We start from the raw sequence: 24,647 nt of genomic DNA, 5'->3' as shown, positions 1-24,647 counted from the left end.
GAAAGGTGTATTTATTGTGTTTGTCGAATATCGCCAAATGGGAAGAAAACAAATTCTGATGTGCCGACAATCCGATCCTTTTCAATGAGTCCGAGTCCATTTCGACTGTCCATAGAATTCAGTCTGTTGTCACCCATAACAAAGTAATCGTTGTTCGGTACTTTCACTGGACCAAAATCTCCTGTTAAATGTACCTCATACTCTTTGGCATGCGCCTTGTTCTCTTTTAAATAAGGCTCATCTACTTTTTTACCATTAATGTAAAGCGTATCATCCTTCATTTCAATCGTGTCGCCTGGAAGGCCGATCAATCGTTTGACATAATGAATTTTCTGACCGTCTTTTCCATTAATAATCACGATGTCACCACGTTTGACTCCACCGAGATAGTTGATGGTTTTGTTAACAAACAGCTTTTCTCCATCATGAAGGGTTGGTTCCATTGACTCTCCTTCCACCACATACGGCTCAAAAATAAACGTACGGATGATGAGGACGAGGGCAAGTGCAATTAAAATGGCTTTGATCCATTCAAACAGAGAACTTTTCTTCTCTTTTTTGGCTTGTTTCCCATCAGATTGAATGTCATTTTCGTTTTGTTTGTTTTCTTCGTTCAAAATACTGCTTCCTCCTAAGACTTTCTGCTAAAAGACTTGAAACGCGAATTGAATAACTTTACTTTATCACATGTTATTTAAAAATTCACAAGACAACCATTCAATTAGATATTTTTTCCTAATTTGCTGATGATTAAACAAAAAGAAGCACCGCTCTTCACGATGCTTCTTTTCAAATTAAGCTTCTTGTCGGACTGGTTTTTTTAGAATTCCGAGAAGTAGCGCTGTAACAATGGCACCGATTAAGATGCTGATGATGTAAAGAACTGGATGATTTGTTACCCAGAAAACGAATAGTCCGCCGTGTGGTGCAGGAAGCGTCACTCTAAAGAATTCTGTTAATCCACCTGCAACTGCTGCACCAATCACAGCTGAAGGAATGACGCGCAGAGGATCTGCCGCTGCAAACGGGATCGCCCCTTCCGTAATGAACGCAGCTCCCATGAAGTAGCATGTAATACCTGCTTCGCGGTCACGTTTAGAGAATTTGTTTCTAAAGATCGTTGTCGCTAGGGCAATTCCTAGAGGCGGCACCATTCCACCTGCCATAATCGCAGCATGCGGTGCATAGTTGCCAGCAGCAATCATCGCAAGACCAAATGTGTAGGCCGCTTTGTTAATCGGACCACCCATATCAATGGCCATCATACCAGCTAAAATAATCCCCATTAATACAAGGTTTCCAGTACCAAGTGATTCAAGCCAGTGTGTTAATCCGTCCATGACCATTTTAACAGGTGTGTTGACGATGTAATGCATGATAATCCCTGTAAAGAAAATACCGAACAATGGATAGAGCAGAACTGGTTTAATACCATCGAGCGACTGTGGTACAAAAGTGAATACTTTTTTGAGTAGCACCACAATGTAACCAGCAAGGAAACCAGCAATCAATCCGCCTAAGAATCCAGCACCTGCTGCAGAGGCCATGAATCCGCCAACCATACCTGGTGCGAAACCTGGACGGTCTGCAATACTCATTGCGATAAATCCAGCTAATACAGCAACGATTAAGGCAAGCGCATTATCTCCGCCAATTCCTTTTAATACAGCTGCAAATGAATTGAAAGAAGGATCTTTAGGGTCAGCTGAGTTAATTCCCCAGAAGAATGAAATCGCAACGAGGATACCGCCCCCAACAACAAACGGAAGCATGTTGCTTACACCGCTCATTAAGTGCTTATAGAATCCACTTCTTCCCTTACCTGACGATTCATTTTCATCTTTTGAAGAACTGCCGCCTGAACCTTTATAAATCGGCGCATCTTGATTGATGGCTTTTTCGATCAATTCTTGCGGACGGCGAATTCCAGCTGTCACAGGTACTTCAATGACATGTTTGCCTTTAAAGCGTTCCATTTCCACTTGTTTATCAGCTGCCACAATAATAGCTGGCGCTTCTTCAATTTCTTTTGCTGTCAGGGCATGTTTAATTCCACTAGAACCGTTTGTCTCAACTTTAATGTCAACGCCCATTTCTTTTGCTTTTTCTTTCAAAGCATCTGCGGCCATAAATGTATGCGCGATGCCTGTTGGACAAGCTGTCACCGCTAAAATTTTAGCAGGTTTTCCCGGTGCAGCCGGTTCCTCTTTGACTTCCTCTTCTTCTTCATCGTCTTTATCATGTGTATTGATAATTTCAATGATTTCATCTTCAGTAGCCGCTTCAAGAAGTTGCTTTCGGATCTCTTCACGCATGAGAAGTGTGGATAAACGAGAAAGTGCTTCTAAATGCGTGTTGTTTGCGCCTTCAGTTGCTGCAATCATAAAGACAAGATGACTTGGCTGTCCGTCTAATGATTCATAATCTACACCAGCTGTTGAACGACCAAATGCAATAGCAGGTTCTTTCACACTTGCTGTTTTCGCATGAGGAATCGCAATTCCTTCTCCGATTCCCGTAGAGCTTTGTTTTTCACGATTAACAACAGCTGCTTTGTAGCCTTCTTTATCATTTAATTTACCAGCTGTATCTAATACAGTGACCAGTTCTTCAATAACGGCTTCTTTTTGCTGGCTGTCTAATTGAAGCTTAATCGTATGCTTCGTGAGTAGTTCTGTAATTTTCATGATGACTCCTCCTTTAAATGCGTGTGACTTTTACTTGTGGCAATAATGTATCGACAAGCTCTTTTGTTCCAAGTTCCTCAGAAAATGCTGTAGCACTTCCTGATGTGACGCCAAGCTTAAATGATTCTTCTATGGAAAGGCCTTTAGAAACGCCAGCTAAGAATCCTGCAACGACTGAATCCCCTGCACCAACTGAGTTGATCAACTTGCCTTTTGGAACATTAGATTGAAAGATCCCTTCCTTACTAAATAAGAGAGCGCCGTCTCCAGCCATAGATACAATGACATGTTCAGCACCTTGTTCCAACAGCTTTTCCCCATAAGGAATGGCTTCTTCTGCAGATGAAATACTGGTTTCAAACATTTCACCTAACTCATGATGGTTCGGTTTCATTAAGAATGGTTTCAGATCTGCTGCTTTTTTTAAGGCTTCTCCAGAAATATCAAGTACTACTCTTACCCCTTGCTTCGCACATACTTCAGCAATGCGCTCATATGTGTTATGAGGCAGTGAAGAAGGAATGCTGCCTGCTAATACAACGACATCGCCTTCTGTTAATGAAGTGAATTGGGATAAAAACGAATCGAACTGTGCTTCAGTAATACTTGGACCGAGCCCGTTGATTTCCGTTTCTTCGCCTGTTTTTAGTTTCACATTGATACGTGTATCTTCTGACACCTCATGAAAGGCTGTTTGTAATTGTTCGTTTTGTAAAAAGTCTTGAATATATTTGCCTGTAAAACCGCCAATGAATCCAAGTGCTTTTGATTCAACACCGTGCCGTTTTAAAAGCCTTGAGACATTGATTCCTTTACCACCTGGATATTTTTTGTCATAGGTTGAACGATTTAAACCGCCGACCGCAAAATCCTCCACGTGTACGATGTAATCAACTGATGGGTTTAAAGTAACTGTATAAATCATGTTTTCACTACCTTTATAACCGTTTTTTCATGGTAATTATCGAATGAATCCTCTTTTGCGTCGTTTGTGATAATGGTGGCTTCCTGTAAACTAGCAAAGGTTGAAAACGATATTTCGCCAAACTTTGAGGCATCTGTTAAAATGTAGGTTTTTTTCGCCTGCTTTATAGCTCTTTTTTTAATGAGCGCTTCTTCTGGATCAGGTGTTGTAAACCCTGCCTCGGGATGAATGCCGTTCGTCCCAACAAAGCTTTTGTCAAAACGGTAATTTTCCATAGCTGTCAAAGCTGCGGCTCCCACCATGGCTCCTGTTCGATGTTTCACTGATCCGCCTATCAGGTAAAAAGAAATGCCTTTTCTCATGAGTGCTTCAATGTGCATGACACCATTTGTCACCACCACGATATCTTGATCTGGATCGATAAAGTCAATCATTTGCTGTGTTGTCGTACCAGCATCTAAGTAAATACAATCGCCTTGTTTTAAAAGTGATGCAGCTGCCTCTGCAATCAATGACTTTTCATGAAGGTTTTTGGCAGATTTCTCAAACACATCTGGCTCAAGACGAATACTAGATATTTTAGCAGCTCCTCCATGAACTCTTTTAAGAAAACCTTTTTCTTCGAGGGCTGACAAATCTCTTCTAATTGTAGATTCAGACGCATCCGTCATAATCGTTAAGTCCTGTATTTTGATGACATCGTTTTCTTCTAAATAGTCGATAATGAGTTGATGTCTTTCTGGTGTTAGCATTGAAAACACCCCCTTTTGAAAACGTATTCATTTTGCGCGCACCTTTATTGTAATCGCTTTTTTCAACATTATCAATACAAAACAATCAAATACATTCAATAACTATCAAAATCTTTCACAATGGTCATCTTACCTTTATATGTACCATTTGTAAACTGAAAAATATGTGACATTGAGAAGAAAGTCATGATATTAGCATTTCTATCATTTTTCATTTCATTCAATTGAACGAAAAAAAGCCTTTATGCGTTTTGCATAAAGGCTTCAGGTGCGGAACAGCAGGCAACATATCTCGTTCTACCTTCTTGTCAGCACCTTGAACGTTAACTTTAGGATTATTCATATCTAAGTGATTCAATAGGATCGAGCCTCGCTGCTTTATTGGCAGGAATCAGTCCAAAAATAATACCAATGAGCATACTAAATAGGACGCCTCCACATACGATTTGCCACGATACAAGAGAGGGCCACCCTGCAAACAGTGACACAAGTGAAGCACCTCCTAAGCCAAGCGCGATTCCAAGTAACCCACCGATCAGTGTAAGGACGACAGACTCAATTAAAAACTGAACGAGTATTTGAGCCCTAGTTGCCCCAAGTGCCTTTCGAATTCCAATTTCTCTTGTTCTTTCTGTGACAGATACGAGCATAATATTCATGACACCAATGCCGCCGACAAGTAATGAGATACCAGCAATTGAGCCAATGATTGTTGTCATGACAGACGTAATCTGACCAATGCCTGCTGCAATCTCTTCCAGATTGATCATTTCGTAAGCATTTTCTGTATGGTGATTTTCATTTAAGCGTGCAGCCGCACTCTTTCCTACTTCTTTCATTTGATCAACATGTGCGACTTGAATAGACAACTTATCATATTCTTTCACACCAAATGCAGTTGTCAGCATTGCAAAAGGGACATATATTTCATTCATATCAAATGAAAACAGCCCTTCCTGTTTTGCTAGAACTCCGATCACCTCAACCGGCTGTCCATTCATCCAAATCAACTCGCCTACTGCCTTCTCTCCATTAAACAATTCTTTTTGTATCCCTTCTGAAATAACAGCTGCCCTTCTTCCGCTCCTAAAATCGATTTCACGTAAGTCCTGTCCTTCTGCTATATGTAACGAGTGTACATTCGTGTAACCTTCATTAATCCCATTGACCGTTGCATCTATTGTTGTATCTTGGAATCTTAATTGCATGCCTTGTGCCGTGGAGGAGGCAACCTGTTTAACCCCATTCAATGCTTGAACACTTTGAATGTCTTCTTCAGTAAATGTGGCTTCAAATAACGCATTCGGATTCGCATTTAACTCCTCATCAGAGGGTGTATAGGTCATATCAATGGTATTGTTTGGCCCTGAAATTGATTCTTTCAGCATTTGCTCGCCGCCTTGACCGATGGCAACGACTGCAATCACCGAGCCAACCCCAATAATAATGCCAAGCATCGTTAAAATAGACCGCAATTTATGAGCAAGGACAGAATTCAGCGCTATTTTGATATTTTCAAAGAGTTTCATTCATTCGTCTCCTTGTATCAATCTATCTTGAGCGAGGCGTCCATCTCTCACAACGACTATCCGGTTTGTATACGCAGCTATTTCTTCTTCATGAGTAACGAGCACAACCGTTGTTCCTTCCTCATTGAGCTTTGTAAACTGTTCCATAATCGAGCCGCTCGTTTTTGAATCAAGAGCGCCTGTTGGTTCATCTGCCAAGATAAGCTCCGGCTCATTGACAATCGCACGTGCGATGGCTACTCTTTGCTTTTGACCCCCTGACAACTCGTTTGGCATATGCTTCATTCGATCTGCCAAACCAACCTTTTCAAGTGCCATTTCCGCACGTTCTTTTCTTTCCTTTTGACTGATACCAGCGTAAATCATCGGAAGTTCAACATTTCGCCTCGCATTTAATCTAGGCAGTAAATAAAATTGTTGAAAAACAAAACCAATGGATCGATTTCGAATCACTGCCAGTTCTTGATCCTTTGCTGCCGACAGCTCCATACCTTGAAAATGGTACTGTCCGGAGGTCGGGTGGTCCAGACAGCCAATGATATTCATTAACGTTGATTTCCCAGAGCCGGACGGGCCCATAATGGACATATACTCGCCTTTACCAATGACGAGGTCCACTTCACTTAATACATCAAATGTCTCCTCAGCGACTTCGTAGCTTTTTGTCACGTTTGAAAGCTGAATCATTCAGCATTCACTTCCATTCCGTCATACATATCATCTGATGGCTCTGCAATGATTTGATCTTCTTTTGTTAAACCTTTCGTCACTTCAAGATCTTGACCTGACGTTTCACCTAATGTCACTTTTACTTTCTTCAGTGCATTCTTTTCAACAACATAAACGTATGAACCATCTTTCTCTTTTTTCACAGCTGTTTCAGGAATTGTGTGCACTTGACGCTTGTCCGTTTCAATTTCCATGATCATTTTAAAGCCTGGTTTTGCATCCGGCTTTTTCCCTTTTATTTCAATTTCGACTGGATATTGTACGGTTTGATCACTAGCAGCTGTTTCTGCTGTTGACTGGGCAGGCACAGCGCCCACTTTTTTCACCACTCCTTGCCAACTCTTTCCGCGAATGACATCAGACGTTACCTTTACTTTTTGTTTCTTTTTGACTTTCATAGCATCATACTCACTGATTAAGCCTCGTACAATCATTTTTTTCTCATTGGCAATATGGATTACCGGCTGTCTCTCTTCTAGCTTCCCTGCGCCAGCATCTTGCTCGATGGAGATGACTGTTCCTTCAATTTTGCTATGTATCGTTAAATCTTCTATTTGTGCCTTTACTTTTTCTTGGTTAAGCTCCGCTTGTTTTTGCTCTAATTCAGCAGCTTTGAGTTCGAGTTCAAGCTGATCTCGCTCGTTTTTCGAATCAGAGCCCGCCTTTTTTCCCTGATTTTCATCTAATGAATTGAGTCTATTTTGTAATTGTTCAAGCTTTAGTGTACTTGATTCAGCCGCAAGTGCTTGCTGCTGTTCTTCAAGCTCCAGTTCCTTATTTTCATATGTAAGGAGCGGTGTTCCAGCTTTCACTTTTTCTCCTTCTTTCACAGCGATATGATTCAGGCTTCCCTTCTCCTCTTCTGTATAAATAAATTGCTCCTCCGAGAATGAAAGTGTTCCAGGCGTCATCACCTTAGAGGTTATTTCTTTTGATGCAAGTTGGACTGTTTTAAATGATGCCGTAGAAGCAGGCTTTGATTGGTTTTTTGCAATATTAAATCCAATAAATAGACCAATCACAATAATGATAATGGATCCGATGATGATTTTCTTTCTCATAAAAACATTCTACCTCCAGCTTACTGCATGTTGATGGTGATCGTAGTTCCTACATATTGAAAAATTAAAGATAATACATAAAAGACACTCACAATAATCCAAGATATTCTTGGCGAAATGCGGCCGACCTTGATCAATAAAAAGCCTGTTAAAACAAGATTCCAGATCACAAAAAGGTCAATATTTCCTAACACAGCATGCCATGAACCAGACATTCGAATGAATGCGTTTAATGAGGTAATAGTGATATCTTTTGGCACATGAAACATAATGATCGCTAAATGAGAAATGATCGTACCAATGATCGTAATAGGTGTGATATAAAGCACACCTGAAAATAGCTGCTGAAACGTTGCATCACCTTTTGCTAAAAAGACGATGAACTTGTATACGGCAGTATTAATGACAATCCCAATGACCAAACCAATGAGCGTGATCACATAAACGAAAGGGATTGGTAAAATTAAATCTGCCCACATTCCTTCATTCACTAGCTGAGACAAATAAGTGACAACAACTGTTAATACAAGCACACATGATAAAGGCCACCAAACGAATGGCTGCTCCCACACTCTTTTTAAATGCTCTGATGGTCTTGTGCTTACGCCTATAATTGTGGGTTTTTGCGTTGTTTCTTTCATCAAATGTCATCCTATCCATGTGCTGTAAGTATGGAAACGTTTTTTCATACTCTTGTTGTTTCTATTTTATCAAAAGATTGCCAATAAGTGATAGATCATTTGATTTTCTTATTTTCATAGTGATAGGATTGAATCTATTATTCTATTTTCATGAACGACATCCTTCAAATGATACTTGGACCGACCATATTCATATGAAAAAATCCTGATTTTACTGACTGAAAAACATTTTATGAAGTAAACAACATGTCTTTCGGAATAAATATCCTTTTCCTTTGGATTCAGATGGTCTCAGTTAGACACAACAATTTTTTGTTAAAATATTCCTAGTAATTTCAATGAATCCCGGCTTTATAGGACTATGTTTAGCGCCTTTTATAGAACAGATGAGCCTTTAGTAACAATACTTTCATATTAAAAAAATAAAAATAAAAGGATTTTACTTGATCAAATGTTATTTTTTCATATAATGTAAAATAGAGGTAGGTTAAATGATAGTGGAAATGGAGTCAAGTGAATGTTAAGAGAAAAATTGAAACTGCAATTGATTTTACTTTATGAAAAGGAACAAGAAGCATGGCAATACTTTCGAAAGGAAAGAGAACTGATTTATCATGAGCTTAAATTACTTGATATGAAAGAGAGCAGACCTTCTAATGACAAAATATACTACGCAGCAAGGTGTGTAGATATTATTAAAGAAAAAAAGGGAAGCATTGTGAGCACAAAAGAATTAAAAGAACAGCTTCAAGCACGAACAGATTTCAATGTGAGACGAATCAGCGAATTGTATGATCTCATTCAACAGCTCGATCCTCACATTTCTAAAGCACGCCGGGGATGTTTTATTTACGAAGATCATACCCAAGTACCTCTACAATCTTTTCACACATAAAAAAATTGGTTACAGCCGCCGGCCATAACCAAGTCCTCTAATATCTATTATCCACCACTTACAGGAGGAATGAGTGCAACAGTGTCCCCGCTACGCACTTCAGCATTTCCCCTCGTATATATTTCGTTGACTGCAACCATCACGTTTTGTGCAGTATCAACACCATATACCTCCTGTAATTCTATTTTAATCTCATCAACCGTTGTTTGATCTTTTTGAATGATGATTTGTTGTTTACCGGCCTTCTCAGCAAGGCCGGCGAACAATAATACGCTAATCATGCCGCTTCCCTTCTTTCTCGTTAAGTTGGAGAGTACTAGGTTTTCCTTCCGGGTATGAAACGGTTTCAAGCTGATCACCTATCCAAGCCTCTCCATCTTCCCAGTATTCCTTTTTCCAAATAGGAACTATTTCCTTTATTCGTTCAATCGCATATTCATTGGCTTCGTATGCAGCTTTCCGATGAGGTGATGAAACAGCTATTGCCACTGCAATGTCACATATCTCAAGAGTGCCAATACGATGCACAATAGCAGCTTCTGTATCGGGCCAGCGTTTTTTAATTTCTTGTCCAATTTGACTCAACATATTTTCCGCCATTGGTATGTATGCTTCATATGTTAAACGCAGCGTTTTTTTGCCATTTGTCCATTCTCTTACCGTGCCTATGAATGTCGTAATGGCTCCCGCTTTGCGTCTTGTGACATGCTGAATCAATTCATTCACATCAATCGGCTCTTTTGTGATGTTAAAAAGTTCATTCATACGAGGCTTCCCCCTTCAATAAATTAAAAGCAAATGTGATCCCGCGCTTATCAAATGCTGAAAACACAGGAAACGGGTATTTCTCAGTGAATTGTATTTCTTTATTGAAATAAATGGCTGCTTGTATATGAGAAAGTGTTGAAAGATCAATGAGTTCCTGTTCGTCTTTGACACACAGGATTTTGCGGTAAGGCGCCTGTTTGTATCCTTCGATCAAGACGGCATCTAAAGGAAGATGCTGACACATGTTGAGTAGTTGCGCGAATGTCATGTGCCGTATGAAAAAGTGACATTCACCTTCTCCCTCCACACCTGCGGCAAATGCACCCGCTTGAACATATCGATCCGTATCTTTTTGTTTGAACAGACGGTCTGGTTTTCCGCCATGTCCATGATGTTTAAAACAGCCTAGCTTCAGTTCTTCTTGATCAGCCAGCTGACATAATTTTTCGATCAGCGTCGTTTTACCACTATTTTGATAGCCCACGACTTGTAGAATGTTTAATTTGTCATCCAACATGAAGCACCGCCTTCGTGGTGAAATAGCAGAACGCTGACCTGGTCACCTGCACTAAACCCTCTTGTTCCTCCGGGCAAAACAATGAAACAATCAGCATGAGCAATAGATGTCACCGCACTAGATTTATCAAGACCTGTTGGCGTCACACTCAGCTGACTGCCAGCGAAATCAAGTGATGCTCTAACAAATCGTGTGAATGGATTGGCTTTTGGAAAATCATGTGTCAGCTTCGCCTCAGCAAAAACGGGAAATGGATTTTCTTTCAAACACCATTTATAAATGATCGGTTTGACAAATAGTTCAAAGCCAACAAAACAGGCAGCCGGATTTCCTGACAGCCCATAAAGCAATTGACCATTTGGCAACGCAGCAACGGTCGTCACACTTCCAGGTCTCATGGCCACTTTATTAAACAACACATCTGCACCTAGTTTTTCATAAATAGCAGGTAAAAAGTCAAAATCACCTACCGATACACCACCTGTTGTGATGAGCATATCAACTTTGCTTAAGGCTGCTTTTACGGCTTCATAGCTTTGATCAAAATCATCGGATACACCGCCTAAATCAAGCGGTTCTCCTCCAGCTTCAAGAACCTGGGCGTACACCATACTCAGGTTACTATTTCTAATTTTACCGTCCACCATGGCATCACTTACTTGTAGGAGCTCGGTACCTGTTGAGATGATACCGATGACCGGTTTTTTGACGACCGGCACAACCGCATACCCGAACGTTGCCAATATCGCCGTCACGCCTGGGGTTACTTTTGAGCCTTTTTTGATCATGACGTTCCCTTTGAGGGTCTCTTCTCCTTGGCGAGAAATATTGTCACCCTTTTTCAGAGGTCTTTTAAGTGACATCATTGATTTGCCGTCTTTTTCAAACGTTTTCGTCAATTCGAGCATGATCACAACATTTGCTCCTTTTGGAATCTTCGCTCCTGTCATGATGCGAATCGCTTGAAAAGGGCCGATCGTTTTTGCAGAAACAATACCTGCCCCTATATGATCAATGACCTCAAATTCAACCGGATGCTCGCTCGATGCATCCTTTGTATCTTCTGCTCGAAGTGCAAAACCATCATACGGAGAACGATCAAAGGCAGGAACATCGTGATCTGCTAAAATATCCTCTGCAATCCATCTTCCAAGGCTGTTCTTTAAAGGAACCCATTCGACTTGTCCATGTTTTTGAAATTGGTGGACTTTCTTTACTGCCTCTTCTACTGGAATTGGCTGTCGTCTTTCCATCACTTCTCACTCCTATATGCCTAGCAGTCTTGCTAGTAATGAATTGGCTACTTTTTCATCATTTGTCCCATGGATTAATACACGTCCTCCTTTAAAACAAACGATACGATGTCTTTCATAGCGTATATGAATTAAAAAATCGTTCACTTCCACCTCACAAATAGAGGACAGACGCTCTTTTACATGCTGAAATGAAAGGTTTTCTAAATCCTTCGATATGATTTGAACGGTGTCACGTCCGCAAAGAACCGCTGTTTTTTTGCGCTGTTCCTGTAAATATGGATACGTTCTATTTGTGCCGCAAGAAGGACAGCTCTCCTGCTTCGTACGAGATACATCCATTTTAAACGAAGACGACTGCCACAAATCAAACGTGACAAACTTTCGCTCCATTTGCTCTTCATGCCCTGTTAAATATTTTAATGCCTCTGTTTGCTGATAAGCCGACACCATTTGGACAGCAGGAGAAATAATACCAGCTGTATCACATGTCAAACCCCCAACAGGCACTGAGGTAAACACACATGATAAGCAAGGTGTTTTGCCCGGCAAAATGGTCATATACATTCCCTGACTGCTCACACAGGCACCGTAAATCCAAGGCGTATTTGTTTCTAAAGATAAGTCATTCATCACCATTCTTGTCTCAAAATTATCAGTCGCATCAATGACGATATCTGCCTTTCGGAATAAAGGTCTTAACAGCTCTACTCCTGCATCTTCAATAAGAGCGTGAATGGTCACTTCATGGTTGATCTCTTGGAGACGTTTTTTAGCTGCTGCCGCTTTTGGCACATGCATCTTTGCATCGTGTTCAGTGTACAGCTGCTGCCGCTGTAAATTTGAGAATTCGACATAATCACGATCTACAATCGTCAAAGTACCAATTCCTGAACGGACAAGCCCTTCAGCAGACGCTGTTCCAAGTGCACCAGCTCCAACAATAAGGACATGACTTTCGGCAAGCGCAGACTGCCCTTTTTCCCCTACCGGAGGGAACAAGATTTGCCTTGAATATCGCTCGTTCAATATTGTTCTCTCCTCCTCGTTTTTATGTATCATATCATACCGTTTTCAGGTAAATCGCTTCTTTTATTGATATTGTGAAATTCATTTGGTGCCACGTTCAGTTCGTCGGCTGGAACAACCTGGACGTGAAGTTTTTGTAATAAGTCTTTAATAGCTAATTGATTCTCTTTTAAGCACGCATAAATAAACGGAAGACTGCGGCGGTGATAAAGCGCAAATAACGGCTGTAATCTTTCCTGCACCATCGGGACCACAGCATCTACATGCTCATGGCAATAAGAAGATAAAGCGACGGCTGTCTCTTTTCGTATGAATGGCATATCACATGCCGTCACTAAATACCACTCTGCTTCTTGCTTTTGCATAGCGGTATATATGCCTGCAAGCGGGCCATACCCACGCATCTGTTCATCATCTAACCAAACAGCTTGTTCCCCTCTCGCTTTGAAAAAAGGCAGAAGCTTCGGGTGACTGATGATGATGGTTTCCCCTTTCAAAAGTTGCTCTTTCACATGTTCATATAGTGGTTTCCCCTGATAGACATGACTTGCCTTTGGCTCTCCAAAACGCCTAGAAGCACCTCCGGCTAGTATCACATTCACTATTCTCATCATCTCATCCCCTTTGATATGGTTGTTCTAATCGCACTCATTTCGCATACTTTATTGATAACATGAATAAGGAGGGTCTACCTATGAACCGGCGCCATGCTTCTCCCCTATTCCATGATCTGTCTCAAGAAAATCTATTTTTAAAAGCTGAAACGGCCAAATATCAACAGATGATTTCAGATTTACAGTCCACATATACGTATGCTAAAAACAAGAAGCTATCTCAAGAATATCATGAGATGAAAAAGGATTTCACTCAATTAAAACAACAATTGGATGAAATGACCATTGACCAAGACGAAGCATCATCTAAAATACAGGATCTCTCTTATAGCAAATCGGAATTATTACATAAAATCGTCCTTCTTCATGAAATGCTGCAAAAGGAAACCTATCATAGACGAAAAGAAACAGAGGAAAAGCACCGATTGCATTTGAAGGTTGTAAAATATAAGGAAATGTCTCAGCAACTACAGGAGCGATTACTAGACCAAGATAAACAGCTTGCAAAAGAGGAGAAAAAAGGAAATACTTTATCCGCTGTGATTGAAAAACTGCAACAAACTCTAGGCGATAAAAACGCAGAGCTTCATTTATTACAAGAAGGCGTGCGGCATCTACAGGAGCGTTTTTATGAAACACAAGAAAAATTACTGCAAATCGAAAAAGCAAAAGAAGCCATTTTTTATGAAACACTCACGAGCTACCAAAAACAGTTAGCCGAAAGCGAGGAATGGATCGCTTCTCATTTTGCTGATATCGACCAGTCAGCCCAAACAAATGCCGAGCCGATCTCACAAGACCCTATTTTGCAAACAACCGAAGAAATAGGACCGATTTTGAAGAAACTAAACGAACAAGTAGAAACGCTCCAGGCAAAAGTTGATGCGGTGCAGCGGAGTGGAGAGGTCATGACAGTGAAGATCGATGGATTTAAAAAACAGCGCGACAACATGCCCAAAGAACGAAAGATTGTCTATACAGTTGATCAAAAAAAGTGATCAGTTCATCACGTACGCAAGAAAAAACTGCTGGCATTTACGCCCAGCAGTTTCTTTTTTATTTATTCGTCTTCTGTTTGAATGTCGCCTTCTAAAATATACTGTCCGCGATAAGGTTTCTTCACTTCTGGGTACATTTTAATTAAGCTTTGCATAAACGTTGTCATATTTGGAATTTCAAGACCGCTTTCTTTTTCAATCTCTTTTTGAAGTTCAGAGCTTTTAATTGCCGCATTATGACGCTTTAATGTTTTGATTGCAGCTTCACGAAGCTTAGCTGCCTTTGATCCAGGTCTAGCTGTGCCTCTTCTGCGTCTTGTAGATCCTTCAGGAATACCTACAGGTGCACCATTTAGCTGACCTGTTCCTAAAGATGATGTAACGTTTGACTGCGTTTGCGCAGGCTGATTGTAGCTTCTCATTTCTTGTGCAGCCAGCTCAGCTAATACAGGCAGTGAATCTGTTTTTCTCTCTGTACGCACTTCTTTTTTTGTATCTGTGACGAGACCTGTACCTTGACGGTCTAATTCTCTTAGTTTTGCGTAAATCGCATCTCGTTCAATTTGATATTCACGGATGACCTTTACTTCTGCTTCATTTAATTGTTCCAATCGTAAACGTAACGCTTCCCTCTCATTAAACAATGGATTTCCCCCTCATCATATAAAAAATATTCTATAGTAAATATTAGATTAGAAAACTAATTTTATCAACTATTTTTTTATCATTTTACAGTTTGCTATCAGATAGGTATTTCCAACTAAAATTTTGCCAAAGAAGAAAAATCGGCACCCATTTCATTGCCACTATAGGCTTTTGACCACCTTTAAAATATTGTAAAAATTTTGAATAAATGCTTATACTACTTGATTTATATAGTTATTTACCAAACTGAAATTTCTTTTGTGCAAAAACGTTCTGAATAGTAAAAAGTTAAAATCTTTACATTTTCATTTCAAAACGAAAATGTAAATAGGTCATAATACCTTTTTGTTTCAGGAAATTTTTTTAATGAAATCCCTCATTTTCTCTTTTCTTAGGCATTCCACCTACAATCATATTCATCCAGTGCAATATGTCTCCTATTTTTCCCCATGAAAAAACCCCCATGAATGGGGGGAAAGCCTATTCTGCAGCCTTTTCAGACTCAGAAAGAACTCGATTGACACGTTTTTCAAGCATTTTCATACCGCTGCCGCCAGCTTGGAAGTGGCGTAAAGCACCTGTTTTATCGAATACATAGTAAGCTGGTACATATTCGTTCTCAAATGCTTCTGTTAATTTATGGTCGCTGTCTACAAAGATTGGCTGTGTGATTTCATGCTCATTTGCAACCTCTTTGATTTTTTCTAGATCTAGGTCATCCTCTGAACGTGGCATATGAACTGCAATCACGTTTAGTTGATCCTTGTATTCATCACGGAATTGGTTCACTTGCGGCATCGCCTCTTTACAAAGGTGACAGCTAACTGACCAGAAGTGGATCAATGTTGGTTTATCACCAATTAATTCTTCTCTTGTTACTTCTCCATTTAACCATTCTTTTGCACCAGTTAGTTCTGGCATTGGTTGACGTAATTTCATTTTGAAGCGCCTCCATCCATTGTATGTCTCGAAACAAAAAGGTCTAACATCAGTTAGACCCCAGCATGTAGACAAACCCTCGCATTCTTTGTCAGTCCTGCGTGCTGGTGCTCACGAATGTCAAATTCGCTTCGCGCCAGTACTCGTCCTTCCTAGGGCTGCAAAGGTTTTCTATCACGCTGAAAAGAAGACAAAGGGCTAAAATAAACAACATTTTAGCCCTTTGTCAACAATCTGAAGGTCTAACATCAGTTAGACTGTTTCTTCAACTATCAATTAAAGTGTTTTTTGACCAGGCTTCCAGTTCGCTGGGCAAAGTCCACCAGTTTGTAATGCTTGAAGAACACGTAGTGTCTCATCTACATCACGACCGATATTGTTGTGGAATACTGTTTGATATTGAAGTTCGCCTTCTGGGTTAATGATGAATAGACCACGAAGTGCAATTCCTTCTTCTTCAATTAAAACACCGTATTCTCTAGATACTGTGTGGTTTGTGTCAGCAGCTAGTGGGTATTTTAATTCTCCAAGACCATTGTCTTTACGATCTGTGTTGATCCAAGCAAGATGCGTATGGATTGTATCAGTAGATACACCGATGATTTCTGCATCTAAATCTTCAAACTCATCATAACGATCGCTCATTGCTGTAATTTCAGTTGGACAAACAAAAGTGAAATCCATTGGATAGAAGAAAAGAACTGTCCATTTGTCATTCTTGATGTTTTCCTCTAAACTCACTTTACCAAATTCCTTATTAGCAAGTACTGCTTCCATTTCAAAACGTGGAGCTTGTTTTCCTACAAAACGCTCTGCCATATGTAAATCCCTCCAAAAATAATATCTTTATACAGACTTCTTAGCTGTATATAAAATGAGAATCAAAAGGTTAAATTCTCATTTAGTTAATAACTTCACAAATATAATTATAATACTTAAGCGATTTTTAGTCAATATTAATTAATAATAAATTTAATTAACGATTTGTCACAATCTCTCGCTCCAACTATTAAAAGTTTAACATGACTTGCATAAGGGAACAAATGATTAGCTTCTCATTTCGCACATACATAGAAAGGTTTTGAAGATCATGAAAGCACTTGAACAAGTAGATTGGGTTTCCATCATCATGAATATCAGTATAATTTTGTTAAAACTAATCGCTATTTTTGTGATTTATTTTATCATCAGAGCGATTGGAAACAAGATGATTAAGCGTGCCTATTCAGCATTCTCTGAAAAGCATGATGTCTCTTTATCACGAGCTCAGACGCTGCAAAGTCTTACCTTAAATATTTTCGCCTACTTGCTGATTTTTATTCTAGTTGTGATGATCCTCGACTTATTTCATTATAACCCAACCGCCTTGCTGGCTGGGGCAGGTGTTGTAGGACTTGCCATTGGATTTGGCGCTCAGGGATTAGTGAGTGATATTGTGACAGGCTTCTTCATACTGCTGGAAAAACAATTTGATGTCGGCGAGTATATAACGGTTGCTGGTTTCGATGGGATCGTTGAACAAATTGGACTGAGAACAACACAGCTTAGAAGCTTTGACGGCACTCTTCATTTCATTCCGAACCGAAGTATACTTAATGTAAGCAATCATTCACGAGGGACGATGCAGGCACTCGTTGATATCGAATTATCCCCAGATGAAAATGTGGATCAGATGATCACCACTTTGCAAGCAGCCTGTGATGAAGTTCGTGAGAGCATGCCGCAAATCATCGAAGGTCCTCAAGTCGTTGGAGTGGAATCATTTGGCTCCTCATCCCTCGTCCTTCGTATCATTGCAAAAACTGAAACGATGGAGCAGTGGCGTGTCGAACGAATTCTGCGCAAAAAAATGAAAGAAGCACTTGATCTAGAAAAAGAGCAAAAAGAACCAGGATCATAAAATCCTGGTTCTTTTGTTTGTTTTATTGAACACGCTGTTCTACTTCTTGACAAATTTCATCAGCCGTCATACCTGACGCTGTAATGACAGATGCCTTTGTCGTTGTGTCTGAAATGCCAAGAACATTTGAATCTAACCCTGTAACCACATAGCAGTCACACTGATCCATTTGCTGTTCATTTTGAATACGTACGACATCATACCCTTTTTGCTTCAAAAGCTCTTCTACATCGGATAAAGATTGTTCTACACCAATTCTTGTCATAATCAAGAACACCTCCTGTACATAAGGTGTACAGGAGGTCATTTGATTATTCATTCACCTGCTTGCTTTTTAAAATAAGCCGTCATGACGTTCACAGCTGTTTCAATCGCATTTTCGTCAGGAGTCAGCTTGGCATGGTGCAGTCCATATTCTGAATCTACCCCTAACCAAAACATGAACCCAGGGTATTTTTTCAGCATGTAGCCGAAATCTTCTCCTGTCATCGCTTCTCTGCATTCAATGACATTCGCAAGCCCTTCTTCGGCTACATATGACATAAATTCCTCTGTCAAATCCTTTGAATTGTCCACTTCGTAATAAGCTGAAGGGTATCGAACTGTCGCCTTGCATTCGTAGCCAATTTCAATTCCCTTTGCCAGTGCTTCAATTCGTTTTCTCACCTTTTCCATAGACTCTGGCGAGAGCGTGCGAATGGTTCCATCCAGCTTTGCGTGCTGCGCAATGATATTTTGAGCAGTGCCACCTGTAATCGTGCCAACTGTAATGACGGCACTATCAAGAGGGTCCACATTACGTGAAATCACCGATTGCAGCTGCCCTACTAATGCACTTGCAGCCACTACCATATCATTTGCTAAATGAGGGTATGCGGCATGCCCGCCTTTTCCTTCAAGATCGATCACAAGCTCACTCGTATTAGCAAATAATAGGCCCGGCTTTGTTGCAATCGTGCCGACTGGATATTCAGGTGCAATATGCAGCGCTGTAATAAAGTCTGGCGTCCACTTTTTTAGAACATCACTTGCAAGCATTGGTTCAGCTCCGCCTGGCCCTTCTTCTGCCGGTTGGAAAATAAATAGCAGATCTTCTTTGATTGGCTGATGCACGAAATGATCAATGATACCAAGAGCAATGGTCATATGAAGATCATGTCCACATGCATGCATGTGGCCTTCATGTACCGATTGAAATGGGTAGCCCGTTTCTTCAGGGATAGATAATCCGTCCATATCTGCACGATACGCAAAGACGCGCGTAGGATTTGTCCCTTTTACTTTCACAAAAAGTCCAGTCCGCCATGTTTCCATCTCGATTCGATCTGTTGGGTACGATTCGAGATGCTTGATGAGGTAAGCTTGTGTTTTAAATTCCTTAAAACCAAGCTCAGGAATTTGGTGCAAATCTCTTCGAATGGATATTAATTGCTCACGATTTAACAAGTGAACTCGCTTCCTTTCCTCTATACGAATAAGACGTGGATATATCATCCACGTCTATGTCTTCAGCTGCGAATTGTGTCAATTAAAGCTGACGCAGTTCTTGTTTGATTTCAGTTTTACCTTTTGTTTTTTCATCAATGTCTTTGATTTTCTTTGCAGGTGTACCTGCTACAACCGTGTAAGGCTCGACATCGTTCACAACGATCGCTCCAGCTGCTACAACTGCACCTTTTCCAATTGTCACACCTTCTAAAACAACAGCGTTTGCACCGATGACAACATCATCTTCTACTACAACTGGCTTAGCAGAAGGCGGCTCAATAACACCTGCAAGAACAGATCCCGCACCGATATGACAGTTCTTACCTACTGTCGCACGGCCGCCAAGAACAACGTTCATATCAATCATCGTACCTTCACCGATGACTGAACCGATATTAATAGATGCACCCATCATGATGACTGCATTATCGCCAATTTCCACTTGATCACGAATAATTGCACCTGGCTCAATACGTGCTTTGATGTTTTTCAAATCCAACATAGGAATCGCAGAGTTACGACGGTCATTTTCCACGACAACATCTTCAATTTTGTCTTTGTTTGATGCTAGAGCTTCTTGAATTTCGCTCCACTCACCGAAGACAACACCAGTGTTACCTGTGATAAATGTTTTTGCATGTTCACCAAATTCAATACCTTCTAAGTCCCCTTTAATGTAGACTTTAACAGGTGTTGATTTTGTACTATTTTGAATAAATGAAATAATTTCATTAGCGTCCATTTGTTTCATGTATGTATGTCCTCCTCTTAATTTATACTTCATTACTGTACCAAAGGAGAGTTTTAATGACAAGTGAAAGAATTGTCTGCGCCTTGGCAAATAAAACAAGCGGGCCTCTTTATCCCGCTTCTTGCTGGTGAAGATGAACAAATTGTCTACCAAAAGAAATCAATTCCTCTTCCTCGTTTCCTTCTGGATTCAGCTCAATTTTGATGGATGGTAGGACGATATCACCGCCCAGCTCCTTCACTTTTTCTTCAATTAAATCCACAGCTCCACAAAAATGTTCATAAGATGTATCTCCAGAACCGAATACAGCAAATGCTTTACCCGTCAAATCAAGCTCTTCCATTTCCTCATATAGATCAATAAAATCATCTGGAAGATCACCATCTCCCCAAGTATATGCACCTAACAGAATGTGCGAGTAATCATGAAGAAGTTCAGCATCAATATCCATCGCTTCATGCCGGTCCACGCTAGCACCAGCTTCCTTTAATCCTTTTTCGATTAAATCAGCCATTGCTTCTGTATTTCCTGACATTGTGGCATACACCAATAAAACTTTTTTCGTCACTTTTTCTTCCTCCTTATTAATGAATCAGTGCAGGTTCCTCATAAGGCCTGACAAACTTACTTTCATATAAACCCGCACAGAAAAAATTCTCCTTTTGATTGGCGACACGAAAACCGTGCCCTTTGATCGTATCAAACCATTTGAGCTCTTTTTGCTCTATATCAAGCTGATACACTTTAGAAAATCCATGCTCATCCTGTGAAGTGGTCACGTACACAATGCCGTTATCCTCTGACACATCCAAAAATGATTCCTCTCGCGCAAAAGCTTGTGATTGAATATCATGCAGCATATTTGTATGTAAGTCTAAAATTTGAACAGACCCTCTTTTCCCTTTTTTAGAGCCCAACGCACAGACAAGGAGGTGTCCCCTGCAAAGCAGCATAGAAGCAGTCATTCGGTGCTCTTCTCTGTTTAGGAGAAAAATCTGTTCACTTTGCAAGTCATACACCCATATTCCTCCATGCACCTCATGAATCTGCGTTCCAATATAAAGATAATCACCGGCTACACATAATGAACGAATCACAGGGGGCTGATTCACATGAGCAAACGGCTTCATAATTTCCCAGGAAATTCCGAAATCGGTTGACACATAAATACTATGCTTTCCATGTGCGCATACAAACCCATCTTTGCGTCCTGTAATAGACCAAACAACTGCATTTGTCGGAAAAGATGATAGCGCCCACGTATGGCCCTCATCTCCTGATCGTATGACAGTTCCATTTTCACCAACTCCGAACAAATACGGACCAATATAACTGATAGCGTGGATTTTATGCTTGAGCTTAAAAAGCTGCTGCCATCCGCCCTCCACACTGTAATGAAAAATACCTTCTCGTTTGACAGCAACAAAGTAGCCGCCACTTTTAGACGCAGCAACAGCTGTCGCACCTTTATGAAACATGATTTTCAACTCTTTTCTCAGACAATGATGCCCACGTTAAAAAGCTCGTTGCAAACTCCTCACAGCACGCCACATCTTCATCTGTATCTGGCGCAAGTTCCATTTTCAATGTTTCAGGAAATACGGATGCACCTGTCGATTTCAGCATGTCATGAAAGGTATGAACAGCCTCGCAAAACTTCGGATAACTGTAATCGCCTGATCCAAATACCGCCGCTTTGATGTGACTAAGTTCAAGAGCTGAGACCTCTTCATAAAAATCTTCAGCTTCATAAGGGAGATCACCGTCACCCCATGTGTAAGAGCCGATCATGACATAATCGTATGAAGAAAGATCTTCTGCACTTGTGTCGTCAAATTCCATCATCTCTGTCTCTATCCCTTTTCCTTCAAGCGTTTGTTTTAAGATCGCTGCCATGTCTTCCGTATTGCCAGACATACTCGCAAATGCAATTAGTGCTTTCATCTATTGGTCACCTCATCTAAATGATAATCATTTTCAATTATTATATGTACACTTTAAATGATAATGATTTTCATTGTCAAATGTTTTATGAAAAGGTGCTGTTCAAAATAAACATGACGTACATCAAAAAACCGCTCATTCCAATTGGAAGGCGGCTATAATTGATTATCACTCTATCTCTTTGTGATTTACTCTTTTTTTATTTCTGAATAAAATATGGACCGCAATCGGATTCGTGCGTCATCACAAATGTCCAATTTTCTTCCCAATCCATGACATACAGATCGCTATAGTCCATGTGTCCGTCTGTATATGGCAATTCCTTCACTGACAGTTCCTTGGCGTTTTCAAACAGATACGCTTCTTGAGTAAATTGATAAAAAATAGTACATGTATGCTTTGATTGCTGATGAAAGGCGTTTATCGCTGCCTCTTTTTCAAGGCATTCAACTTTTCCCCAGCTGCATAAGTGCCATAGGAAACCATCCATCCCAATCTCTTTTTGTTCTTCTAAAGAAAGATGACTTGCAAAACGTCCACGCCATCTCTCGCGTAAATAAGTTCCCCACTTCGGTATATCCATCTTCTTTTTTTGTTGATTTCTCATCATTTCTTCCAGCTTTCTGCTTTTTCAGTAGATAAATCTATTAGAAACCTAATCAAACCACTTATCCTAAAAAGCACCTCCTCTTCCAGAAGTACTTACACTGCCTCACTTTCAAGCATTTCTTTCACCACACCAACAAATGCTTGAACTTGTTTTAACTGAAAAGAGGCTTCATATCCTAACAGCCATGTGTCACGTCCGATTTGCTCTCCATTTGCGTCTACGAGCGGGGTTTTGTGTACACTTTTCTCATGATCATATAAGGTGACCGAAGGCAAAATGGCGTAGCCGATACCGTGATAGGCCATTTGTTTACATGTCTCAATCTGGTCCACAAGAATCGTCTGTTTTGGCGACACTTTAAACTTTTGATGCCACCAGTGCTGAATTTCTTGATAATAGGTGCTATCACTTTTAAATTGAATAAACGGGCGTTCTGTCTCAATTAACTCATCCACGTCCTTGATGACAGAATCGACTAAATATAAATGATCGGTCATTAAGTATTCCTTTGTGCCCTTCCAATCAGGATTCCCGCGAATGATGCCAATGTGGACATGGTCTTCATACAGACTTTTAAGCATCTCACTGCTCCAGCCTGTCACAAGAGATACTTTGGCATTTGGGTATTTCTCGACATACCGCTTCAGCACCTTTGGCAGCCAGTGCTGACCAATAATGGACGCAACTGCAAGCTTGAGTGTACCGTGAATTTCTCCTTCAAGCTCGTCAATTCTCTCTCGCACTCGATCCTGCTCAGTCGTGACCTCTTTGGCGAATTGAATAATCTGTTCGCCAGCTGAAGTGACTGTCAAGCCTTTTTGTGAACGAAAAAAGATTTTGGTTCCCCACTCTTTTTCAATCGTTTGCAGTCTTTGAGATAAGGCAGGCTGAGAGACAAAGAGCCGCTCTGAAGCCTTTCTCATATTCAATTCCTCACTAAGTACAACAAGCATATGTAACTCTTGAAGCTGCATGGGCGCCCTCCTTCTCTTGATAAGTTTTTCTTATTTTATATAGTCATTATATAAATAATAGCTTATGAAGGCAAAAAAAATAAGCTGGCTGCAGCTCATTTTTTTGCGGAATGAATGACTTCATTTAAGCGCTTTAATACAACACGCCGAGTGAAAATTCCTTCGAATACTTGCTCTTCATTTTCCACACAAACAAATCCATTATTCGTCACAGCGTGAACGCCTTTTAAAACAGGATCCGTCGTTTTCAGTCTTGGAATATCTGATAGCATGACCTCTTCTACCTTCAATTGATCGAGCTTTTCAAATTCAATTCGTTCTAAGCCAAAGATTTTATCCATGATCATATTTGTTCCAATTAACCCATGAAGGTGATAAGAAGCATCCAGAACAGGTATGGCTGTATATCCTGTTTTTGTCAGGACCAATAGGGCGTGCTCAAGATTATTTCCAATTTGAACGTGTGCCACTTTATCTGCATCAATCATATGCTCAGCTACTGTTGACTCAAGTAATTGAGCCGGTTCTATCTCTATCATGTTTCTTCGACCCCTTTTCTCTCAATCATCAATCATACATTCCCCTTTAACATTAAGCATAAACTAAAACGAATTTTGTCGAAAGATTTTTTTCTGCATAAAAAAGATACTCAGCGTAGAGTATCTAATAGAATGTTCAATCGATATTAATTCTCAAACCTTACTCTGTCATACAATGTGATCAATTTCTTATACGTATTGTCGTCGACATTTTTTGTTCCACATTCTATATCATTGATCTCACTGCTTAGTAATTCGACAGCATATTCCTGATTCAGTAATACGTTTAATAATAGCTTTTTCTCTTCTTCATTAAAACGATTTTCGATGACGCTCATTCAACATCAGGCCCCCTGTTTCATATATGCTTTTATATTGATTAGCAGGCGTTTGAATGTCTGCTTCCTCTCTATACAGCTAGAATAAGGAACTAGAATCGAATCGTCAACCGCACGTTTC

The 24,647-nt window shown here is 40.2% G+C and carries 30 protein-coding genes; 3 read left to right on the top strand and 27 right to left on the bottom strand.

What is annotated here, in order from left to right; translation table 11 throughout:
- Positions 1 to 11: 11 nt before the first annotated feature.
- The 8 genes from lepB to yknW form a co-directional block, all read right to left on the bottom strand.
- Entirely contained in the window at positions 12 to 584 is a 573-nt protein-coding gene (lepB, locus tag AC0VYC_RS06920; protein ID WP_039168702.1) for a signal peptidase I, read from the bottom strand.
- Between the two features lie 210 nt (positions 585 to 794).
- Positions 795 to 2,687: a PTS fructose transporter subunit IIABC gene (locus AC0VYC_RS06915; RefSeq protein WP_008345139.1), complete on the bottom strand. Its 1,893-nt coding sequence runs from the start codon at positions 2,685 to 2,687 to the stop codon at positions 795 to 797.
- Positions 2,688 to 2,700: 13 nt separating this feature from the next.
- Positions 2,701 to 3,612: a 1-phosphofructokinase gene (gene pfkB, locus AC0VYC_RS06910; protein ID WP_047946873.1), complete on the bottom strand. Its 912-nt coding sequence runs from the start codon at positions 3,610 to 3,612 to the stop codon at positions 2,701 to 2,703.
- The gene (locus AC0VYC_RS06905; protein ID WP_024719553.1) at positions 3,609 to 4,364 is read right to left on the bottom strand and encodes a DeoR/GlpR family DNA-binding transcription regulator; all 756 of its coding nucleotides are present in this window, start codon (positions 4,362 to 4,364) and stop codon (positions 3,609 to 3,611) included. Before AC0VYC_RS06905 ends, pfkB begins: the two co-directional genes overlap by 4 nt.
- Positions 4,365 to 4,699: 335 nt before the next feature.
- Positions 4,700 to 5,893 carry an ABC transporter permease gene (locus AC0VYC_RS06900; protein ID WP_058337396.1) on the bottom strand — a complete coding sequence of 398 codons (1,194 nt, stop codon included), beginning with the start codon at positions 5,891 to 5,893 and terminating at the stop codon, positions 4,700 to 4,702.
- Complete coding sequence (locus AC0VYC_RS06895) at positions 5,894 to 6,580, bottom strand: ABC transporter ATP-binding protein (protein ID WP_045034218.1); 687 nt, start codon at positions 6,578 to 6,580, stop codon at positions 5,894 to 5,896.
- Entirely contained in the window at positions 6,577 to 7,683 is a 1,107-nt protein-coding gene (locus AC0VYC_RS06890; RefSeq protein ID WP_024719556.1) for an efflux RND transporter periplasmic adaptor subunit, read from the bottom strand. Before AC0VYC_RS06890 ends, AC0VYC_RS06895 begins: the two co-directional genes overlap by 4 nt.
- A 20-nt stretch (positions 7,684 to 7,703) precedes the next feature.
- The gene (gene yknW / locus AC0VYC_RS06885) at positions 7,704 to 8,324 is read right to left on the bottom strand and encodes a YknW family membrane protein (RefSeq protein WP_024719557.1); all 621 of its coding nucleotides are present in this window, start codon (positions 8,322 to 8,324) and stop codon (positions 7,704 to 7,706) included.
- 517 nt (positions 8,325 to 8,841) lie between these two features.
- On the opposite strand from yknW, the gene AC0VYC_RS06880 reads away from it, so the two are divergent.
- A complete protein-coding gene (locus AC0VYC_RS06880; RefSeq protein ID WP_039168668.1) occupies positions 8,842 to 9,219 on the top strand; it encodes a Rok-like winged helix domain-containing protein in 378 nt (125 codons plus the stop codon).
- 47 nt (positions 9,220 to 9,266) lie between these two features.
- On the opposite strand, the gene moaD is transcribed toward AC0VYC_RS06880, so the two are convergent.
- The 6 genes from moaD to AC0VYC_RS06850 are packed head-to-tail and all read right to left on the bottom strand — an operon-like array spanning position 9,267 to position 13,397.
- The gene (gene moaD / locus AC0VYC_RS06875) at positions 9,267 to 9,500 is read right to left on the bottom strand and encodes a molybdopterin converting factor subunit 1 (protein ID WP_008345159.1); all 234 of its coding nucleotides are present in this window, start codon (positions 9,498 to 9,500) and stop codon (positions 9,267 to 9,269) included.
- Positions 9,493 to 9,984 (bottom strand): molybdenum cofactor biosynthesis protein MoaE, encoded by a 492-nt coding sequence (locus tag AC0VYC_RS06870; protein WP_041092418.1) that lies wholly within the window; start codon positions 9,982 to 9,984, stop codon positions 9,493 to 9,495. Before AC0VYC_RS06870 ends, moaD begins: the two co-directional genes overlap by 8 nt.
- Complete coding sequence (mobB, locus tag AC0VYC_RS06865) at positions 9,977 to 10,504, bottom strand: molybdopterin-guanine dinucleotide biosynthesis protein B (RefSeq protein WP_475389773.1); 528 nt, start codon at positions 10,502 to 10,504, stop codon at positions 9,977 to 9,979. Before mobB ends, AC0VYC_RS06870 begins: the two co-directional genes overlap by 8 nt.
- Complete coding sequence (locus AC0VYC_RS06860) at positions 10,486 to 11,760, bottom strand: molybdopterin molybdotransferase MoeA (protein WP_475389772.1); 1,275 nt, start codon at positions 11,758 to 11,760, stop codon at positions 10,486 to 10,488. Before AC0VYC_RS06860 ends, mobB begins: the two co-directional genes overlap by 19 nt.
- Before the next feature lie 9 nt (positions 11,761 to 11,769).
- A complete protein-coding gene (locus AC0VYC_RS06855) occupies positions 11,770 to 12,786 on the bottom strand; it encodes a thiazole biosynthesis adenylyltransferase ThiF (protein WP_045034214.1) in 1,017 nt (338 codons plus the stop codon).
- A gap of 29 nt (positions 12,787 to 12,815) precedes the next feature.
- Positions 12,816 to 13,397: a molybdenum cofactor guanylyltransferase gene (locus tag AC0VYC_RS06850; RefSeq protein WP_208755865.1), complete on the bottom strand. Its 582-nt coding sequence runs from the start codon at positions 13,395 to 13,397 to the stop codon at positions 12,816 to 12,818.
- A gap of 83 nt (positions 13,398 to 13,480) precedes the next feature.
- On the opposite strand from AC0VYC_RS06850, the gene AC0VYC_RS06845 reads away from it, so the two are divergent.
- Positions 13,481 to 14,398: a coiled-coil domain-containing protein gene (locus AC0VYC_RS06845; RefSeq protein WP_144678863.1), complete on the top strand. Its 918-nt coding sequence runs from the start codon at positions 13,481 to 13,483 to the stop codon at positions 14,396 to 14,398.
- A 62-nt stretch (positions 14,399 to 14,460) separates the two neighbouring features.
- Here the strand turns inward: AC0VYC_RS06845 and AC0VYC_RS06840 are convergent, their stop codons facing one another.
- From AC0VYC_RS06840 to ahpA, 3 genes are all read right to left on the bottom strand, one after another.
- Positions 14,461 to 15,042: a Rok-like winged helix domain-containing protein gene (locus tag AC0VYC_RS06840; RefSeq protein WP_007498648.1), complete on the bottom strand. Its 582-nt coding sequence runs from the start codon at positions 15,040 to 15,042 to the stop codon at positions 14,461 to 14,463.
- A 481-nt stretch (positions 15,043 to 15,523) separates the two neighbouring features.
- A complete protein-coding gene (locus AC0VYC_RS06835; RefSeq protein ID WP_008345174.1) occupies positions 15,524 to 15,982 on the bottom strand; it encodes a TlpA disulfide reductase family protein in 459 nt (152 codons plus the stop codon).
- A gap of 276 nt (positions 15,983 to 16,258) precedes the next feature.
- Positions 16,259 to 16,801 (bottom strand): biofilm-specific peroxidase AhpA, encoded by a 543-nt coding sequence (gene ahpA / locus AC0VYC_RS06830; protein WP_007498654.1) that lies wholly within the window; start codon positions 16,799 to 16,801, stop codon positions 16,259 to 16,261.
- Positions 16,802 to 17,072: 271 nt separating this feature from the next.
- Here ahpA and AC0VYC_RS06825 point away from each other — a divergent pair, with 271 nt between their 5' ends.
- Positions 17,073 to 17,882 (top strand): mechanosensitive ion channel family protein, encoded by an 810-nt coding sequence (locus AC0VYC_RS06825; RefSeq protein ID WP_144678864.1) that lies wholly within the window; start codon positions 17,073 to 17,075, stop codon positions 17,880 to 17,882.
- A 22-nt stretch (positions 17,883 to 17,904) separates the two neighbouring features.
- On the opposite strand, the gene AC0VYC_RS06820 is transcribed toward AC0VYC_RS06825, so the two are convergent.
- The 10 genes from AC0VYC_RS06820 to abbA form a co-directional block, all read right to left on the bottom strand.
- Positions 17,905 to 18,147, bottom strand: coding sequence for a YkuS family protein (locus AC0VYC_RS06820; RefSeq protein WP_024424725.1), 243 nt, complete (start codon positions 18,145 to 18,147; stop codon positions 17,905 to 17,907).
- Between the two features lie 50 nt (positions 18,148 to 18,197).
- On the bottom strand, positions 18,198 to 19,376 hold the full coding sequence (locus AC0VYC_RS06815) for an N-acetyldiaminopimelate deacetylase (RefSeq protein WP_045034211.1): 1,179 nt from the start codon (positions 19,374 to 19,376) through the stop codon (positions 18,198 to 18,200).
- 34 nt (positions 19,377 to 19,410) lie between these two features.
- Positions 19,411 to 20,121, bottom strand: coding sequence for a 2,3,4,5-tetrahydropyridine-2,6-dicarboxylate N-acetyltransferase (gene dapD / locus AC0VYC_RS06810; RefSeq protein ID WP_008347987.1), 711 nt, complete (start codon positions 20,119 to 20,121; stop codon positions 19,411 to 19,413).
- Positions 20,122 to 20,230: 109 nt separating this feature from the next.
- Complete coding sequence (locus AC0VYC_RS06805; protein WP_008347989.1) at positions 20,231 to 20,689, bottom strand: flavodoxin; 459 nt, start codon at positions 20,687 to 20,689, stop codon at positions 20,231 to 20,233.
- A 16-nt stretch (positions 20,690 to 20,705) separates the two neighbouring features.
- Positions 20,706 to 21,599, bottom strand: a complete 894-nt coding sequence (locus AC0VYC_RS06800; protein WP_039168689.1) for a WD40/YVTN/BNR-like repeat-containing protein — start codon at positions 21,597 to 21,599, stop codon at positions 20,706 to 20,708.
- Entirely contained in the window at positions 21,589 to 22,065 is a 477-nt protein-coding gene (locus tag AC0VYC_RS06795; protein ID WP_008347992.1) for a flavodoxin, read from the bottom strand. Before AC0VYC_RS06795 ends, AC0VYC_RS06800 begins: the two co-directional genes overlap by 11 nt.
- Before the next feature lie 199 nt (positions 22,066 to 22,264).
- Positions 22,265 to 22,672, bottom strand: a complete 408-nt coding sequence (locus AC0VYC_RS06790) for a DUF4275 family protein (RefSeq protein ID WP_058337405.1) — start codon at positions 22,670 to 22,672, stop codon at positions 22,265 to 22,267.
- Positions 22,673 to 22,767: 95 nt separating this feature from the next.
- Positions 22,768 to 23,649 carry a LysR family transcriptional regulator gene (locus AC0VYC_RS06785; RefSeq protein ID WP_039168691.1) on the bottom strand — a complete coding sequence of 294 codons (882 nt, stop codon included), beginning with the start codon at positions 23,647 to 23,649 and terminating at the stop codon, positions 22,768 to 22,770.
- A 95-nt stretch (positions 23,650 to 23,744) separates the two neighbouring features.
- Positions 23,745 to 24,188: a cyclic-di-AMP-binding protein CbpB gene (cbpB, locus tag AC0VYC_RS06780; protein ID WP_007498671.1), complete on the bottom strand. Its 444-nt coding sequence runs from the start codon at positions 24,186 to 24,188 to the stop codon at positions 23,745 to 23,747.
- Between the two features lie 146 nt (positions 24,189 to 24,334).
- Positions 24,335 to 24,526, bottom strand: coding sequence for an antirepressor AbbA (abbA, locus tag AC0VYC_RS06775; protein ID WP_008347999.1), 192 nt, complete (start codon positions 24,524 to 24,526; stop codon positions 24,335 to 24,337).
- Between the last annotated feature and the right edge of the window lie 121 nt (positions 24,527 to 24,647).

Source organism: Bacillus sp. iso_77 (genome assembly GCF_056173625.1).
This window is presented reverse-complemented; position numbering and strand designations above follow the sequence as displayed.